Consider the following 15,987-nt stretch of genomic DNA (forward strand, 5'->3'; position numbering starts at 1 on the left):
CGGCCGTGTCGGGGCGCGCGTCGTCGCCCTGGCCTCGAGACCCGTCCCGGTCCGCGGGCTCAGTCCTCGACACGGTGCACCGTCCCGTCGTGCACGGCGAACCGCGCGCCGTCGAGCCGGCTCGGGACGTCGTCGGGCACGGCCGCGGTGATGATCACCTGGCCCGCGTCGGCCACGAGCTCCGCGAGCCGCTCGCGCCGCCGGACGTCGAGCTCGGCGAACACGTCGTCGAGCACGAGGATCGGCTCGCCGTCGGGGCCCCACTGGTCGGCCCACAGGAGCGAGTCGAGGCCGGCAGGGGCGCCGTCGCGCAGCAGGCGGTACGAGGCGAGCCGCAGCGCGAGCGCGAACGACCACGACTCGCCGTGGCTCGCGTAGCCCTTCGCCGGGAGGCCGCCCAGGGTGAGGACGAGGTCGTCGCGATGGGGACCGACGAGGTTCACCCCGCGGTCGACCTCCTTCGCGCGCACGGCCTCCATGGCCTCCAGCATGCGCCTCTCGAGCGTCCCCGCGTCGGGGATGCCCGACGCCGGCGCCTCGCCCGGGCCCGCGGCGTCGCCCGTGGCGGACCCACCCGCCGGGCCGTCGTCCGCGTCGAGCGCCTCGTCCACGGACGAGCGGTACGCGATGCGTGCCTCGCCCTGTCCCGCGCTGACCTGCTCGTACGCCTCCGCGACGTAGGGCGTGAGCGCCGCGACGAGCTGCAGGCGCAGCGCCGTGATCTCCGCGCCGAGGCTCGCCAGGCGCGCGTCCCACACCTCGAGCGTCGCCAGCGGCGAGGCGGCGGGCTCGGGTGCGTCGTCGTCGGGCGGCGGCTCGACGGCGGACGGCCTGCGCCGGCCGCGGCCGCGCAGCGCCGTCGCCGACTTGAGCAGCGCGCCGCGCTGGCGCAGCACCCGGTCGTAGTCCGCGAGCAGCGCCGCCACGCGCGGCACCAGGAGCACCGCGAGCTGGTCGAGGAAGCGGCGCCGCCCGTCCGGGTCGCCCTTGACGAGCGCCAGGTCCTCCGGCGCGAAGAGCACCGTCCGGACGATGCCGAGGACGTCGCGCGGCCGCTGGGCCGGGGAGCGGTTGATCCGCGCCCGGTTGGCCCGGCCCGACGCGATCTCGAGCTCCACGGTGCTCGCCCGGTCCCCTCGCACGACGCGCGTGCGCACGACGGCGCGCGCGGCTCCCGCGCGGACGAGCGCCGCGTCGCCCGCGACGCGGTGGCTCGCGAGCGTCGCGACGTACCCGATCGCCTCGACGAGGTTCGTCTTGCCCTGCCCGTTCTGTCCGACGAGCGCGTTCACGCCCGGGACGAGCTCGACGTCGACGGACTCGTACGAGCGGAAGTCGACCAGGGAGAGGTGCGAGACGTACATCGGTGCGGCGCGGGTCGAGGAGGTCGGACGGGACCGGTCAGGCCGGGGGTTCGAGCGGCCCGGCTCCCGGGGAGGCCGGCCCGGCCGCCTTGACCGCGTGCCCGCCGAACTGCTGGCGCAGCGCGGCGACGGCCTTGAGCGCGGGCGACTGCTCCTGGCGCGACGCGAAGCGCGCGAACAGGGCAGCGGAGATGACGGGCAGCGGGACGGCGTTGTCGATCGCCTCGTCGACCGTCCAGCGGCCCTCGCCGGAGTCGTCGACCCAGTCGTCGATCGCGGCGAGCTGCGGGTCCTCCTCGAGCGCCTTGACGAAGAGGTCGAGGAGCCAGGAGCGCACGACCGTGCCGCGGGTCCACGCCTTCATCGTGCCGTGCACGTCCTTGACGAGCCCGCTCTTGGCGGCGAGGAGCTCGTAGCCCTCGGCGTAGGCCTGCATGAGCCCGTACTCGATGCCGTTGTGGACCATCTTCGCGAAGTGCCCGGCGCCGACCTCGCCCGCGTGGACGAAGCCCTCCTCGCGCGGGCCGTCGGGGCGCAGGGCGTCGAAGACCGGCATGGCCGCCTCGACGTACGTCCGGTCCCCGCCGACCATGAGGCCGTAGCCGTTCTCGAGGCCCCAGACGCCGCCCGAGACGCCGACGTCGAGGTAGCCCACGCCCTTCTCGGCCAGCTCCGCGGCCCGCGCCTGGTCCTCGGCGTAGTACGAGTTCCCGCCCTCGATCACGAAGTCACCCTCGGCGAGCAGGCCGCCGAGCTCGGTGACCACGCCGCGGGTCGCGTCGCCCGCCGGGACCATGACCCACACGATGCGCGGGCCGTCGTCGGGCAGCGCCGCGACGAGGTCGGCGAGCGTCGCGACGTCCGACACCTCGGGACGAGGGTCGTACCCGACGACCTCGATGCCGGCGGCGCGGACGCGCGCCCGCATGTTGTTGCCCATCTTGCCGAGGCCGACGAGGCCGATGCGCGTGACCATACGAGTCCTCCGGGGTGCGGTGGTGCGGTGCGAGCCGTCCGGCTCCGTCGGGATCAGCCGGCGAAGCGGATCGGCACCAGCAGGTAGCGGTAGTGGGACGAGTCCTCGCCGTCCAGCGAGTCCTGACCCGTGAACTCCACCGGCTTGTTCGGGTGGGTGAAGCTCAGGCGCACGAAGTCGGTACCGAGCGCGCCCAGGCCGTCGAGCAGGAACTGCGGGTTGAACGCCACCGAGATGTCCTCGCCGACGAGCACCGCCTCCAGCGCCTCGGACGCCTGCGCGTCGTCGCCCTGACCCGCGTCCAGGACGACCTGGCCGTCCGTGAACGACAGACGGATCGGCGTGTTGCGCTCGGCCACCAGCGACACGCGCTTGGCGGCGTCGATGAGCGGGGCGGTGGGGACGACCGCGTGGATCGGCGTCTCGTCCGGGAAGAGCCGGCGGACGGCGGGGTAGTCCCCGTCGACGAGCTGCGACGTCGTGTGACGACCCCCGGCCTCGAAGCCGATGAGGTCGACGCCGGCGCCCGTGTTGAGCCCGATGTTGACGAGGCCCGAGCCGCCGAGGGACTTCGCCACGTCGTTGAGGGTGCGCGCGCGCACGAGCGCGACCGCCGAGTAGCTCGGGGTCACGGGCGTCCAGGTGAGCTCGCGCAGGGCGAGGCGGTACCGGTCCGTCGCGAGGAGCGTGATCTTCTCGCCCTCGATCTCGACGCGCACGCCCGTGAGGAGGGGCAGCGTGTCGTCGCGGCTCGCCGCCACCGTGACCTGCGCGACGGCGTTCGTCAGCTCGTCGCCCGAGACGGTGCCGGAGAGCTCCGGCATCGCGGGCAGCGCCGGGTACTCGTCCACCGGCATGGTGAGGAGCGTGAACCGGCTCGCGCCGCACGTCACGGTGACCTTGTTGCCCTCGAGGACGACGTCCACGGGCTTCGCGGGCAGCGCCCGGGAGATCTCGGCGAGCAGCCGGCCGGAGACGAGCACCGTGCCGGGCTCGCTGACCTCGGCCGGGATCTCGGAGCGCGCGGAGACCTCGTAGTCGAAGCTCGACAGGCCGATGGTCCCGGACGCGTCGGCCTCGAGCCGGACCCCGGCGAGGACGGGCGCCGGCGGGCGGGTCGGCAGGGTCCGCGCCGTCCAGGTCACCGCGTCGGCCAGGACATCACGCTCAACCCGGAACTTCATCCCACACCCTCTCGTCCCCACGTCTCGATCGGACCCGATCTTCACATGTGCCGTCCTGCGTCGCCGCGACGCCGGGCTCGCCGTCGGGGCCGCTCGTCCTCCGTCGTCCACGGGGAGGTCTGCCGCTGTGGACGTGAGGAGCCGGGTCGCAGGTCCGCGCACACGTGTCGTGCATGAACCCTACGCGAGGAGGCGGGTGGGAGGAACTGGAACGACAGGCCTGGGGACAGGAGCCGGGCGGTGGACCGCGGCGACGTCGCGCTCTCGGCGTGGGTCGGTGAGGATCGGAGCGAGGCTCGTCGGGGCACAGGTCGCACCGTCGGCCGCCGGAGCCTGATGAAGGCGTGTGGAATTTCCCCTCTGAGAACACTTTCGTCGTCGTCATAGGGGTTGTGGATCTCGTGGAAAACCGGTGTCTGCGCAGGTCAGCCGGCACAAATGCGTGTGGACGAACCGGTGCGTCCAGTGTGGGAAAGTCGCAGCCCCTGTGGGCGGACGATCTGTCCCCACACGTCGTCCACCGATCGAGGGTGCCCCGTCCACACCGAGAGCACCTTCATCCACAGCTGTCCACAGAACTGTGCACAGACCGGGCGTGGTGGTGCCGTCCACAGGGTGTGTACGAACCGGCCCGTCCACAGGTTTCGGGGGGAAAACCCCGATCTTGTCGGGATTTGTCCCGACAGGTAGGCACCTGTGGTCCACCGCGGGCGCACGCATTCCGCGGATGTGAATACCCACAGGAACCCTGTGGATGACTGTGGACAACTCCACCCACATGCTGTGTACGAGTGCGGGTTGGCGCGACGATGTGCGCAGTCGGTCGCCCGCTGAGGGCGATATCCACAGACAAGAGCACCGCAGTGGGGAAACGTGTGGACAGTGCGCGGGAGGGGCGCGGACGGGGCATCCGGGTCGACGACGGGGCTCCAAGACCGCTCGAAGACGCACGGAGGCCCGACGACGGCTCGCGGTCGTGGGTGTGTGCACGAGCTCGTCCGGGCACGGCAGAGGTCGGGTGAGAGGACGTCGCCGACCCGAGACGGCCCGACGCCGCGACGGACGATCCGTTGCCTCTCGGGTACCGCTCCGTCTGGGGTTCGTCTGGGGGTCGTCCGGGGATCGAGGTCGAGGTCGAGGTCGAGGTAGGTGGTCGACGTGGGTCGACGCAGAGCGTGAGCGATCGCGGGGACGGGGCGCTCGGGTGTCGCGGGTGGCCTGCACGCCTCGGCTGGAGCCGGGCGGCGGAGGTGTCCACCGGTGGCGACGCGGCCGAGTCGTCGGGAGGCAGCACCGTACGGACCACGGCGGCGCCGCCTCAGCCGCGGTGCTGCTGCTTGATCCGGCTCGTGAGCTCCGTGACCTGGTTATACGTGGAGCGTCGCTCCGCCATCTGCTCGGTGATCTTGCGGTTCGCGTGCATGACCGTCGTGTGGTCGCGGCCGCCGAACTGCTGGCCGATCTTCGGGAGCGACAGGTCGGTCAGCTCGCGGCACAGGTACATGGCGATCTGCCGTGCGGTGACGAGGACGCGCGAGCGGGAGCTGCCGCAGAGGTCGTCGATCGTCAGGCCGAAGTACGCGGCCGTCTGCGCGATGATCGCAGCGGGCGTGATCTCCGCGCTGTCCTCGTCGGTGATGAGATCCTTGAGCACGATCTCCGCGAGCGGGAGGTCGACCTGCTGGCGGTTCAGGTTCGCGAACGCGGTGACCCGGATCAGCGCGCCCTCGAGCTCGCGGATGTTCGTCGAGATGCGCGACCCGATGTAGGACAGCACGTCGTCCGGAGCCGCGAGCCGTTCGCTCGACGCCTTCTTGCGGAGGATCGCGATGCGCGTCTCGAGGTCCGGCGGCTGGACGTCGGTGATGAGTCCCCACTCGAACCGCGACCGCAGGCGGTCCTCGAACCCGTTGAGCTGCTTCGGAGGCAGGTCGGACGTGATGACGACCTGCTTGTTGGCGTTGTGCAGCGCGTTGAAGGTGTGGAAGAACTCCTCCATCGTCTGCTCCTTGCCCTGCAGGAACTGGATGTCGTCGATGAGGAGGACGTCGACGTCGCGGTAGCGCCGCTGGAACGCCCCGGCCTTCCCCTCACCGATGGAGTTGATGAAGTCGTTGGTGAACTCCTCGGAGTTCACGTAGCGCACCCGCACGTTCGGGTAGAGGTTGTGCGCGTAGTGCCCGATCGCGTGCAGCAGGTGCGTCTTGCCGAGCCCGGAGTCGCCGTAGATGAACAGCGGGTTGTAGGCCTTGGCCGGCGCCTCCGCCACCGCGACGGCGGCGGCGTGCGCGAACCGGTTCGACGAGCCGATGACGAACGTCTCGAAGACGTACTTGGGGTTCAGCCTGCTGGGCTCGGCCTGGGGACGCGGCGGGGGAGGCGGCGGCAGGTCGGGGAGGAGCACGTCGTCGGGCTCGATGTAGGGACGCTCGACCGCCGGACGTGACGCGGGTGCGAGGACCGGGTCGGAGCTGAGCTCCGGGTCGACGGTGATGCCGAAGCGGACGTCGCGCCCCAGGCACGAGGACATGGCGGTCACCAGCTCGTCGCGGACGCGCGTCTCGAGGTACGTGCGGGTCTGCTCGTGCGGTACCGCGATGAAGACGGTGTCGTCGAGGATCGCCAGCGGCTTGGCCAGCCGGATGAACGCGATCTGCCGCGGGGTGATGTCCGGGCTCGCCTCGAGGATGCTCAGGGTCTGTGCCCAGACGTCGGCGATGTTCTCGTCCGGGTTGGCCACGGGCAGTTCCTCACGGGGGTCGACGACGTGCGCCGGGCACAGCTCCGGCCGTCGAGCGCGCTGACGGGCCGGGCGGGGTGCGCCGACGAGAGAAGGTCATAGATGGGGTGATGCTGGGGTCGATCGTGCCACGGGAACCCCTCATCCACATAGTTGTCCACAGGCTGTGGGTTGTAGGGTGAGGATGCTCTCACCGGCAGGATGCCGGGACTCGGGACGACGACGCGCCATCGTCGCACGCGGCGGACGTCACCCGTCGCGGTTTGACCCGGAAGGGTCGCGCAGCGTAACGTCAGACAGCCGTTCCAGGTGTTCTTGGCGCGCCCGCGTGGAGGAAACTCGACACGAGGCCTCACGCCACGGGCTGCCTGCGAGGACCCGATGCCCCCAGCAATGGCCATCCGGTCCGCGCGCCTGAGCGGCGACCGGGCGGGGAACCGTCCGGCGCACGACCTGAACCACCGGCAGGAGCCAACCGGATCCTGTCACTGCATCGTCGAGGACATAGACGGTGTACCTCCCCGACGTTCTTGGAGTACCTCGTGAGCAAGCGGACCTTCCAGCCGAACAACCGGCGCCGGGCGAAGACCCACGGCTTCCGGCTGCGCATGCGGACCCGCGCCGGCCGCGCCATCCTGGCTGCCCGCCGCCGCAAGGGCCGCACCGAGCTCTCTGCCTGATCGCACGTGCTCCCCGCGGCGCACCGACTGCGCCGTTCCGTCGATTTCGAGCGGGCGGTGCGTCGCGGCGTGCGTGCTGGTAGGTCGACCGTGGTCGTGCACCTCTCGGAGGATCCCGAGGGTGCTGCGCAGCCGCAGGTCGGCTTCGTCGTCTCCAAGGCAGTGGGGAACGCGGTGCACCGCAACCTCGTGAAGCGCCGACTGCGCGCCGCCACGGCGTCGCGTCTCTCCGTGCTGCCCGCGCACGGGCGCGCCGTCGTCCGCGCTCTCCCCGGCGCTGCGCTCGCCTCCTTCGAGGAGCTGAGCGCCGACCTCGACAGCGGTCTCGTGCGTGCGACCCGTCGGCTCGACGAGCGAGCGGGCGAGCGTCGATGACGACGACCCATCCGCCGCGCATCCCGGCGTCGTCCTCGCCCGAGGAGCCGGGAACCGACGAGCGCGGCGTCGTGCGCCGGGTCGTCGACCTGCTGCGCAGGGTCCCCGCCCTCACGCTCATCGGCATGATCAGGGCCTACCAGTCGGTGATCTCCCCGATGACGGGCCCCACCTGCAAGTACTACCCGTCCTGCTCCCAGTACGCCCTCACGGCGGTGCGTCGGCACGGCGCCCTGCGCGGAACGGGCCTCGCCCTCTGGCGGCTGCTGCGCTGCAACCCCTGGAGCCTCGGTGGGGTCGACGACGTTCCGCCGGCACGACACACGCACTAGTCCGCAGCCCGATCCCGGGCGATTCACACGCTTTGTCTGAAGTTGAGGGAGCAGTCACCGATGGACTTCTTCGCGTTCCTCGCCCCGATCGAGTGGGTCGTGGCGTGGATCATGTACCTCTGCCACCAGGGTCTCGTGTTCCTCGGATTCTCCGACGGCCCCGGCCCGGCGTGGGTCCTGTCGATCGTCGGCCTCGTCATCATCATCCGCATCCTGCTGATCCCGCTGTTCTTCAAGCAGATCAAGGCGTCGCGGGGCATGCAGATGCTGCAGCCGGAGATGCAGGCGATCCAGAAGAAGTACAAGGGCAAGACGGACCCGGCGTCCCGCGAGGCGATGAGCCGCGAGACGATGGACCTGTACAAGAAGCACGGGACGAACCCCTTTGCCTCCTGCATGCCGATCCTGCTCCAGTCCCCGATCTTCTTCGCGCTCTTCCGGGTGCTGAACGGTCTCGTGCCGATCTCCGACGGCTCCTCGAAGCCGATCGGTCCCATCGATGCGTCCGTGGCGTCGGACATCGAGAGCTCGTCGGTGTTCGGTGCGCAGCTTTCTGATGTGTTCCTCCGCACCGACGACCTGCAGACCAAGATCGTCATTGCGGTGCTCATCGTCGCGATGTGCGCGACGACCTTCTTCACACAGCGACAGCTCACGATGAAGAACATGCCGAAGGCCGCGCTCGAGGGCCCGATGGCGTCGACGCAGAAGATGATGCTCTACGTCTTCCCCTTCATCTTCGCTGTCTCCGGCGTGAACTTCCCAGTCGGTGTTCTCGTCTACTGGACCACGACGAACCTCTGGTCGATGGGGCAGCAGTTCTACACGATCCGGCGTATGCCGGCTCCGGGTTCGGAGGCAGAGCGCCTCCTCAAGGAGCGCCAGGCGCGCAAGCGTGCCGCCAAGGGCGTGGTCGAGGACGCGACGCCGGTCATCGAGCAGCCTCGAGGCCAGCGCCAGCAGCCCAAGCGCAAGGACCGCCAGAAGAGCGCCCCTCGTCCCGCCGGGACGGTGGCATCGACCACTCCGGAGGATGCCCCGGTGGAAGATGCCCCAGCGGACAAGCCCTCCCCCGGTGGCACCGATCGCGCCACGGGTGGACCGGGTTCCGGGACCGGGTCGTCGAAGCCCGCGCCCAAGAAGAAGAAGCAGAAGTAGACCTGCGCCCGAGCGCGCACGTGCCGTGAGGAGCAACGCATGACGCCTACCGAGACGCCCGCGCCCGACGCGACGTCCACCGAGGAATCCGCCCCGGAGACCACCCGGCTCGAGGAAGAAGGGGAGATCGCGGCGGACTACCTCGAAGAGCTCCTCGACATCGCGGACCTCGACGGCGACATCGACATCGACGTCGAGCACGACCGGGCCGCTGTCGAGATCGTCGCGGACGACCCCGCCGCTCTGAGCTCTCTCGTGGGCGACGACGGCGAGGTGCTCGACGCGCTGCAGGAGCTGACGCGCCTTGCCGTGCAGGCCAGGACGGGGGAGCGGAGCCGACTCATGCTCGACGTCGCCGGCTTCCGGGCCGGCCGTCGTCGCGAGCTGACGGCGCAGGCCGCGGATGCGATCGAGCGCGTGCGTGCTGAGGGCACCAAGGTCTCGCTCGAACCGCTCAACGCGTTCGAGCGCAAGGTCATCCACGACGCCGTGGCCGCCGCTGGACTACGCAGCGACTCGGAGGGCGTCGAGCCTCAGCGCTACGTCGTCATCTACCCGACGGACTGACACCGACGACTGCACCACCATGTCGCCCCGCGTTTCACGTGAAACGCGGGGCGACGTGCATGAGGAGAGGGCTCGTGGGGAGTCCCGGCCTCGGTCGGCCGGGATGCGCTGGGAGGGCGGGGCCGACGGTCGCGCCCACGGCGTGTCAGCGCAGGAATCGTCATGAGGTCTGCGCGACAGACGCTGCCGTCCCGGGCCCTGGTGGAACCCCGACGGCCAGGGTCGATCCTTCGTCTCACCTCTTCGGTGGGCCGCGCACGCTCGCCGTCGTTTCACGTGAAACGATGAGGCGTTCGCACACAAGGAGGCAGACGACCCGATGCAGCACGAGGCCGCAGGCAACGAGGAGCCGGAGATCCCCCGGGAGGCGCTGATCGAGTACTTCGGTGACTCGTTCCCCGCCGTCGAGAAGTTCGCCGAACGGCTGCGCGACGAAGGCGAGCTGCGTGGCCTCATCGGTCCGCGGGAGGTTCCCCGCATCTGGGATCGTCACATCCTGAACTCGGCTGCTGTCGTGCCCTTTCTTCCCCGGACGGGTCTTGTGGCAGATGTGGGATCGGGTGCCGGCCTGCCGGGCGTCGTGGTCGCCGCGATGCGGCCGGAGGCGACGGTCTACCTCATCGAACCGATGGAGCGCCGGTGTGCCTGGCTCACGGAGATCGCCGAGGATCTCTCCCTGCCGAACATCGAGGTGAAGCGAGGGCGAGCCGAGGAGTTTCACGGCGCGTTCGAGTGCGACGCGGTGACGTCTCGGGCCGTCGCGGCACTCGACAAGCTTGCGCGGCTGTCGCTCCCGCTGCTTCGGCCTGGCGGAGAGATGATCGTGCTCAAGGGTCGCAACGTGAGCCGCGAGGTCGATCCGGCACGGAAGGTTCTGCGGAAGCTCAAGGCATCGGAGCCGGAGATCCTCGAGGCGCCGACGCTCCCTGATGTGGAGACCACGACCGTCGTTCGTATCGTGCGGCAGACTGGTTCACGCTGATCCTGGGAAGAGGTGGCCGAGCACGTGCGCGACACGCGAGATCTCGGCCCCGACATCCGTCGCATGCCATGGCGTACGGCGGATGCTGAGAGGCGACGACGGAGAGGATGAGACGCGTGACGCAGAGCCCTGTGGGTCCCGACGGATCCGAGGAGCGAGCGGCGCTCTCCCACGACGGGGAGGGTGCACAGAGCATGGGAACCGAGGACGACCGCCGAGCTGCACTGATGGCCAGTCTTCCCGTTGCTGACGACTCGACGCCGCTCGCCGCCCAGCTCGCGGAGGACGCTCGCCGCCGGATCGACCTTCACGGCCGACGCTTCCCTCGTCCCGTGACGACTCGGATCATCACCGTCGCCAACCAGAAGGGCGGCGTAGGGAAGACCACGACGACGGTGAACCTCGCCGCGGGGCTGGCCATGGCCGGGCTCAACGTCCTGGTGATCGACAACGACCCCCAGGGGAACGCCTCGACGGCTCTCGGGGTCGAGCATCGGGCAGGGACGCCGTCGGTCTACGAGGTTCTCGTCGATGGCGACCCGTTGGCGAGCGCGGTCCAGCAGTGTCCTGACATCCCCACACTGTGGTGCGTGCCGGCGACCATCGACCTCTCTGGCGCGGAGATCGAGCTCGTCTCACTGGTTTCACGTGAAACACGCCTTCGCCGCGCGCTCGACGAGTATCTCGCTCAGCGTGAGCGAGACGGTCTGGAACCGATCGACTACGTCTTGGTGGACTGCCCTCCGAGCCTCGGCCTCCTGACGGTGAATGCCTTCGTGGTCGGCCGTGAAGTGCTCATCCCGATCCAGTGCGAGTACTACGCCCTGGAAGGCTTGAGCCAGCTCCTCAAGACGATCGAGCTGATCAAGGCGCACCTCAATCCGGGACTCCATGTCTCGACGATCCTGCTCACGATGTACGACGGCAGGACGAATCTCGCGCAGCAGGTCGCTTCCGAAGTCCGAGAGCACTTCCCGGAGCAGACGTTGCGGACGACCGTCCCACGATCTGTCCGGATCTCGGAGGCCCCGAGTCATGGTCAGACGGTCATGACCTACGACCCGGGGTCGACCGGTGCTCTCGCCTACCTGGAAGCGGCTCGCGAGCTCACCCAACGCGCGGAGAACCGTAGCGAGGAGGGGACGGGCGAAGAGGGTCAGAGGAATGCTGGTTCGCCGGCGCCTCAGGACCCTCCGCCGTCAGCACGCACCGGATCCACGTCTCACCACGATCATGAGTTCGCCGGCACCATCGGTGGTCCCGGCCTGCGGCAGGAGGAACAGCGATGAGCGAGAAGCGCCGAGGGCTCGGGCGAGGACTGGGCGCCCTGATCCCGACGAGCTCTGAGGGCAGGCGGCCCGTCGACGTCTTCTTTCCGAGCCCCGCCACGGAGGAGCCGACGAGCGAGGAGAAGCACCGCGAGTCGGGTGGGTCGGCAGACGTATCAGTCGACAAGGTGTCCGACGGAGCCGAGACCACGACGAGCGTGACGACCCTCGTGGCCGACGCGGACTCCGGACCTGCCGACCTTGCCTCGCTGACGTCGCTCTCGGAGGCTGACCTCGCCGAGCTGGATGCTGTGGTTGCGGGCGACTCTGCGGACGCGAGTGCGGTGCCCGTGACCGCGCCCGACGAATCGGCGATCGATAGGCCGACGACGGACGCTGTTTCACGTGAAACGGGATCCGACTCGAGCCCGGGTGCGGGGGAGGAGCAGGCTCCCACTCAGGATCTCGACACGTCCTCGTCCGCCGAGTCGACGACTGTCGAGGAGTGGGCAGGTGGGGCGGCCGACGACCTGGTTCCCGTCCCGGGGGCGCGGTTCGCCGAGCTTGCGACGTCCTCGATCCGTCCCAACCCGCGGCAGCCGCGCACCGTCTTCGACGAAGGCGAGCTCGACGAGCTCATCGGTTCCATCCGCGAGATCGGCGTGCTCCAGCCCATCGTCGTGCGCCCGGTGCCGGGGGAGTCCGGTGCCTATGAACTGATCATGGGCGAGCGCCGTTGGCGCGCGACGCAGGCCGCGGGTCTCGACGTCATCCCGGCGATCGTCAGAGAGACGGACGACGGCGATCTGTTGCGCGACGCGCTCCTGGAGAACCTGCACCGCAGCGCTCTCAACCCCCTCGAAGAGGCGGCCGCCTACCGCCAGTTGCTCGACGATTTCGGCTGCACCCACGAGGAGCTGGCGGACCGCATCTCGCGAAGCCGCCCGCAGATCTCGAACACCCTGCGTCTGCTGCGCCTGCCTCCCCTCGTCCAGCGTCGGGTTGCTGCCGGAGTGCTCTCCGCAGGGCACGCGCGCGCGCTTCTCGGGCTCACGGACGGCGCGGAGATCGAACGACTCGCGCAGCGCATCGTCGCCGAAGGCCTCTCCGTGCGGGCGACAGAGGAGATCGTCGCTATGGGCGGTCTCGACGGGGAGCGCCGCGCGCCGCGGACACCTCGCGCTGGACAGCGGTCGGCGGCGATCGACGAACTCGCGCATCGGTTGTCCGATCGATTCGAGACGCGCGTCAAGGTCGACCTGGGCAAGAACAAGGGGCGACTCACGGTCGAGTTCGCCTCCGTCGAGGACCTCAACCGGATCCTCGACGTCATGGCGCCCGACGATCCCGGTCTGTTGCGCAAGTAGAGGCGGAGCAAGACGGTGCTTGCGACGTGACCTCGCGGGCCAGCGCCATTCCGAGGGGCGGCATCGCGGGGCGAGTGCACTCATCACACGGCGAGTGCACTTGCCCCGCCGCTCTATCTAGGGACATACCGTTGCCCTGTTCGGCGTTCGCTCCGTGGAGCGCCCGCGCGTTCTCCCACGGGCGCGCGAGAGTCGATACCAACTCACCGTCTCGGCCCGTCGCCACGATGTGATGCCGTTCGTGGGACGTGGTTGCGGAGCGACCACGCAGCATCGGGGACCGATGGGTGTCCGGTCAGGGATGGTGGGGACGCGCTCCCGCTCGTTCTCCCCCGAACGGCGACCGGCCCATCAATGCGGTCCCCGGGCTCTCCTCGGTCGTTTCACGTGAGACGGCACAAAGGAGTTTCCGTAGTGCGAAGGGTGGCTCCTGGGGGCACGTTTCACGTGGAACATGCGCCTCGTCGCTGTGGTCTGAGTTCGATACCTCGGCACAGTCAGGTACACAGGGAACGGCCCCAAAAGGCTCAACTGCCCCAGCCAGGATTGCACTCCACCTCAGGACGTGCGGTGCGATGAGAGTCGGTGGCCCGGACGACACGCCCCGGGGCCCGCAGAGCGCGGACGACGCGGTCTTCCCGGAGGCAATCCCATCCGCCAGGTTCTTGCCGAGTCCGGTGTTCGTCGGCTTTTACCGGGAAATCGGGGTTCAGCGCGCGGAGGTCCACTCGGCGGGAGAGTGCGATCCCGGTCGGCCACATGGACTCCGACGCGTCGAGCGCGTCGGCGGACCACCCGGGCTGCTCCGCCAGTCCTACGGGGGATGCGAGCATGATCGCGGTCGGCTAGGGCGTGTCTCCCTAGTGCCTTGATCATGGTGGTGCAGAGTGCGGGCGTGTGTCCTAACTCAGAGTCACCAGAGGGATTAACCGGTGCCGGCGAGCGACCTCTAGCCGGGTTGTCAGAGAGGGAGTTCCTTGCCCTGTTCGCGAGGCGACCAGGCATGTATGTCGGTCGGGCCACATGGGTTCGCGTCGTCGCATGGCTCGAGGGATACGACATGCACGGGGATCGCTATACAGGTGGCGTACTCGATGGTTTTAAGGAGTGGCTCCTGACCCGACCTGGCGCACGGGGACCCAACCTGGTCTGGTCCGCGATCGTCTGGGGACTGGCTTTTCCGGGCCCCGATTCGCCGGGGCCCGCCGATCTGACCGACGACGACGACCGTCACGCCCTCGCGGTGCTGTTCGAACTCGTCGATACGTTCCTGGCCGAGAAGGAACCCCGCTAGCGGTGCGGCAGCGAGGCATCCGGCGTCCCCTGACATGCTGTCGCGCATGCCCTTGAGTCCGACGCCATCTGGGAATCAGGGCGCGGGCACCCAGATCAGGATCGCTGCGACGATGACGGCGCCGCGGAAGATCACGGTGTGCTTGTCGTAGCGGGTCGCGAGTGCTCGCCATCGCTTGATGCGGTTCAAGAACCGCTCGACCGCGTTACGACCCTTGTAGGTAACCGGGTCATATTCGCCCGGACGTCCGCTTCGTGATCCGCGCCTGCGACGGTGCGCCTGCTGGTCGCGCGGCTCGGGTGTGACCGCAACGATGCCGCGCCGGCGCAGCTTGGCACGGATCGCGCGCGAGGAGTGGGCCCTGTCGCCCATCACGGCGTCGGGCGTGGTGCGCGGGCGCCCGTCGTCCGACAACTCCCGTCCACGACCCACGACCGCACTCTGCAACATCGCGGCCGTGCGACTAAGGAGACACGACCTAGGCAGGGGGCGTGCGAAGCCATGTCGCGTCGAGCCTCCGAGCGTGAGCGAGCACCGATCGCTTACCAGCGCCAGCCGCTTGAGGATGCGCCAGGAAGTCGCTGCCTCAAGAGGCGATGGACACAGCCGCGGTACCGTCGCAAGAATGCGCCGCAAGTGCGCGGACCGCGGTAGATGTCCAGCCGGAGGTTCACTCCGGCTACGTCGCGCGGTCGCGTCTTCATCTGTCCCACTCCCGACGAGCCTGGCTGTTTCACGTGGAACATCGCGGTGCCACCGCCCCGTCGGGCAGGGCTTCGCGGTCCGCGCAGGGCAGCAGCCCGTGTCCGGGACGGTCGAGAAGCGAGCGGAGAGCGCATGTGCCCGCGCCGGGGGAGGGGAGGGGGTCGGTCACAGTGGGTCACGGATCGACTGGCGGCGATGGGGACGCGAGCGTCAGAAGTGCCACGGGGGAGACCGCTGCGATCACCACCCTTCTTCACTTCCCTTTCCTCTATTCGCGGCATCCTATGAATGAGGAAGAGTATCGGAGCCTCCAAGAACCCTTCCGGGCCTGGCGGCTCCGGTCGGATGGGCCTTGCGCCCTTGGGCCTCGCATCTTCTTGGTCGGCAGACGCCTCATTCCTCGCGTGAAGCGGAGGCAGTCCCGGCCTCTCCAGGACGCGCGCTCTTCCGGAGCTTGGCTCCACGCCCCGTGTACCCGGTTGGCCTCCCTCCGGGGTGTTTCACGTGAAACGGCGTCCGAGATGCCGTCTCCGCTCAGCCTGCTGAGAGAGGGGGAGAGTCGCCTCAGGGCGCGGGATCGCGACGACTGCCCCGATGTACGGGCCTCAGAGACGGGTACGGCGGCCGCTCCACCACGCTGAGACGCGCATGCGCAACGACCCCCGCGGCGAGCGATCGGATCGAGGCACGTCAGCTCGGTGCGGTGGCGGTGACGAAGGGGAGCGGTGCCAGGGCGCCGCCACGGTGGCACGAACGATTCGCCAGGTCTCGTGCCACACAGCCCACGGCGGCGTCTCCGTATCGGCCGAGGTTCGGTGTCGCGCACGGTGAGTGGGCGACGCGCGGCGAAGAACCGACCGGCGCCCGACTCACCTGGTGTAGCTCGCTATCGCGGAAGGAGAATCCGTCGCGAGACGCGAGACGCGAGACGCGAGACGCGAGACGCGAGACGCGAGACGCGAGACGCGAGACGCGAGACGCGAGACGCGAGACGC

14 protein-coding genes are annotated in these 15,987 nt (G+C 69.5%); 9 read left to right on the forward strand and 5 right to left on the reverse strand.

Going from position 1 to position 15,987, the window contains the following annotated elements:
* Positions 1-59: 59 nt before the first annotated feature.
* The 4 genes from recF to dnaA all read right to left on the reverse strand — a co-directional run bounded on the left by recF (position 60) and on the right by dnaA (position 6,264).
* On the reverse strand, positions 60-1,364 hold the full coding sequence (gene recF / locus AC3WT4_RS13565) for a DNA replication/repair protein RecF (RefSeq protein ID WP_492315681.1): 1,305 nt from the start codon (positions 1,362-1,364) through the stop codon (positions 60-62).
* 37 nt (positions 1,365-1,401) lie between these two features.
* Complete coding sequence (gnd, locus tag AC3WT4_RS13570) at positions 1,402-2,340, reverse strand: phosphogluconate dehydrogenase (NAD(+)-dependent, decarboxylating) (RefSeq protein WP_108050560.1); 939 nt, start codon at positions 2,338-2,340, stop codon at positions 1,402-1,404.
* A 53-nt stretch (positions 2,341-2,393) separates the two neighbouring features.
* Positions 2,394-3,524 (reverse strand): DNA polymerase III subunit beta, encoded by a 1,131-nt coding sequence (dnaN, locus tag AC3WT4_RS13575; protein WP_034651929.1) that lies wholly within the window; start codon positions 3,522-3,524, stop codon positions 2,394-2,396.
* Between the two features lie 1,318 nt (positions 3,525-4,842).
* The gene (gene dnaA, locus AC3WT4_RS13580) at positions 4,843-6,264 is read right to left on the reverse strand and encodes a chromosomal replication initiator protein DnaA (protein ID WP_074803999.1); all 1,422 of its coding nucleotides are present in this window, start codon (positions 6,262-6,264) and stop codon (positions 4,843-4,845) included.
* 542 nt (positions 6,265-6,806) lie between these two features.
* Here dnaA and rpmH point away from each other — a divergent pair.
* From rpmH to AC3WT4_RS13625, 9 genes are all read left to right on the forward strand, one after another.
* Positions 6,807-6,944, forward strand: a complete 138-nt coding sequence (rpmH, locus tag AC3WT4_RS13585) for a 50S ribosomal protein L34 (RefSeq protein WP_034225701.1) — start codon at positions 6,807-6,809, stop codon at positions 6,942-6,944.
* A 6-nt stretch (positions 6,945-6,950) separates the two neighbouring features.
* Positions 6,951-7,319, forward strand: coding sequence for a ribonuclease P protein component (gene rnpA, locus AC3WT4_RS13590; protein WP_031315171.1), 369 nt, complete (start codon positions 6,951-6,953; stop codon positions 7,317-7,319).
* Entirely contained in the window at positions 7,316-7,651 is a 336-nt protein-coding gene (gene yidD, locus AC3WT4_RS13595; RefSeq protein WP_108050562.1) for a membrane protein insertion efficiency factor YidD, read from the forward strand. Before rnpA ends, yidD begins: the two co-directional genes overlap by 4 nt.
* A 60-nt stretch (positions 7,652-7,711) precedes the next feature.
* On the forward strand, positions 7,712-8,809 hold the full coding sequence (gene yidC, locus AC3WT4_RS13600) for a membrane protein insertase YidC (RefSeq protein WP_108050564.1): 1,098 nt from the start codon (positions 7,712-7,714) through the stop codon (positions 8,807-8,809).
* Between the two features lie 39 nt (positions 8,810-8,848).
* Positions 8,849-9,376, forward strand: coding sequence for a Jag family protein (locus tag AC3WT4_RS13605; protein WP_492315682.1), 528 nt, complete (start codon positions 8,849-8,851; stop codon positions 9,374-9,376).
* A gap of 319 nt (positions 9,377-9,695) precedes the next feature.
* On the forward strand, positions 9,696-10,358 hold the full coding sequence (gene rsmG, locus AC3WT4_RS13610) for a 16S rRNA (guanine(527)-N(7))-methyltransferase RsmG (protein WP_492315683.1): 663 nt from the start codon (positions 9,696-9,698) through the stop codon (positions 10,356-10,358).
* 194 nt (positions 10,359-10,552) lie between these two features.
* Positions 10,553-11,647: a ParA family protein gene (locus tag AC3WT4_RS13615; protein ID WP_492315697.1), complete on the forward strand. Its 1,095-nt coding sequence runs from the start codon at positions 10,553-10,555 to the stop codon at positions 11,645-11,647.
* Complete coding sequence (locus AC3WT4_RS13620) at positions 11,644-12,993, forward strand: ParB/RepB/Spo0J family partition protein (RefSeq protein ID WP_492315684.1); 1,350 nt, start codon at positions 11,644-11,646, stop codon at positions 12,991-12,993. Before AC3WT4_RS13615 ends, AC3WT4_RS13620 begins: the two co-directional genes overlap by 4 nt.
* Positions 12,994-13,996: 1,003 nt before the next feature.
* The gene (locus AC3WT4_RS13625) at positions 13,997-14,287 is read left to right on the forward strand and encodes a hypothetical protein (protein WP_492315685.1); all 291 of its coding nucleotides are present in this window, start codon (positions 13,997-13,999) and stop codon (positions 14,285-14,287) included.
* A gap of 75 nt (positions 14,288-14,362) precedes the next feature.
* On the opposite strand, the gene AC3WT4_RS13630 is transcribed toward AC3WT4_RS13625, so the two are convergent.
* Positions 14,363-14,719, reverse strand: a complete 357-nt coding sequence (locus AC3WT4_RS13630; protein ID WP_492315686.1) for a transposase — start codon at positions 14,717-14,719, stop codon at positions 14,363-14,365.
* Positions 14,720-15,987: the final 1,268 nt, after the last annotated feature.

It is taken from the genome of Cellulosimicrobium sp. EB106-03-01-XG111 (assembly GCF_058792115.1).

What these genes read in the sequence shown, in the direction of transcription:
- recF (WP_492315681.1), bottom strand. Translation starts at nt 1,364, where the DNA reads ATGTACGTCTCGCACCTCTCCCTGGTCGACTTCCGCTCGTACGAGTCC.
- gnd (WP_108050560.1), bottom strand. Translation starts at nt 2,340, where the DNA reads ATGGTCACGCGCATCGGCCTCGTCGGCCTCGGCAAGATGGGCAACAAC.
- dnaN (WP_034651929.1), bottom strand. Translation starts at nt 3,524, where the DNA reads ATGAAGTTCCGGGTTGAGCGTGATGTCCTGGCCGACGCGGTGACCTGG.
- yidD (WP_108050562.1), top strand. Translation starts at nt 7,316, where the DNA reads ATGACGACGACCCATCCGCCGCGCATCCCGGCGTCGTCCTCGCCCGAG.
- yidC (WP_108050564.1), top strand. Translation starts at nt 7,712, where the DNA reads ATGGACTTCTTCGCGTTCCTCGCCCCGATCGAGTGGGTCGTGGCGTGG.
- AC3WT4_RS13605 (WP_492315682.1), top strand. Translation starts at nt 8,849, where the DNA reads ATGACGCCTACCGAGACGCCCGCGCCCGACGCGACGTCCACCGAGGAA.
- rsmG (WP_492315683.1), top strand. Translation starts at nt 9,696, where the DNA reads ATGCAGCACGAGGCCGCAGGCAACGAGGAGCCGGAGATCCCCCGGGAG.
- AC3WT4_RS13615 (WP_492315697.1), top strand. Translation starts at nt 10,553, where the DNA reads ATGGGAACCGAGGACGACCGCCGAGCTGCACTGATGGCCAGTCTTCCC.
- AC3WT4_RS13620 (WP_492315684.1), top strand. Translation starts at nt 11,644, where the DNA reads ATGAGCGAGAAGCGCCGAGGGCTCGGGCGAGGACTGGGCGCCCTGATC.
- AC3WT4_RS13625 (WP_492315685.1), top strand. Translation starts at nt 13,997, where the DNA reads ATGTATGTCGGTCGGGCCACATGGGTTCGCGTCGTCGCATGGCTCGAG.